Origin of the sequence: Pseudorhodobacter sp. E13 (assembly GCF_003991405.1) — a bacterium.
GTDB lineage: Bacteria > Pseudomonadota > Alphaproteobacteria > Rhodobacterales > Rhodobacteraceae > Pseudorhodobacter.
On record NZ_RPEN01000083.1, the window covers coordinates 1 to 460 of the forward strand.

Here is a 460-nt window from a genome sequence, read left to right on the forward strand (position 1 = left end):
ACTGGATTTCAGGACGCCTTGGGATGATGCGTCCGTCGAGATCATGACCGGCGATGGCCACCGGATTGCGGCGCTGGACGGCCAAGGGTGCCGCCTGCCGAATATCGACGATGCCGCACCGATGATGCCCACGGTAATCGGGTCCAGCCTCATCGCGGTTGGGAATGGCTTTGACGGCGTGGTCGCTGATCTGGGCGGTTTGACGGCCCATTCCGTGGCACCGAAGAACGCAAAATCGGTGCGGGCCGTGGTGGACCTGCCTTTGATCGGTCCGCGTCGGGCGGTTACCGCAGGCCCGGCAGGAAAGGGCTTTTTGATCCCGGATGATCCGCAAATCCTTTATTGCATGATCGGGCTGGGGCAATCGCTCTGTGCTGGCGTCTCTTCGGCCAATAGTTTGATGTCCACCGTGACGCCTTACCCCGACGACGCGCTGATGTTTGACTTGGCCACCGGTGTT

At 61.3% G+C, this 460-nt stretch carries 1 protein-coding gene; it reads left to right on the top strand.

Going from position 1 to position 460, the window contains the following annotated elements:
- Nucleotides 1-460, top strand: a 460-nt coding sequence (locus EGN72_RS19070; protein WP_158623090.1) for a hypothetical protein, incomplete at both ends; no start/stop codon positions are given.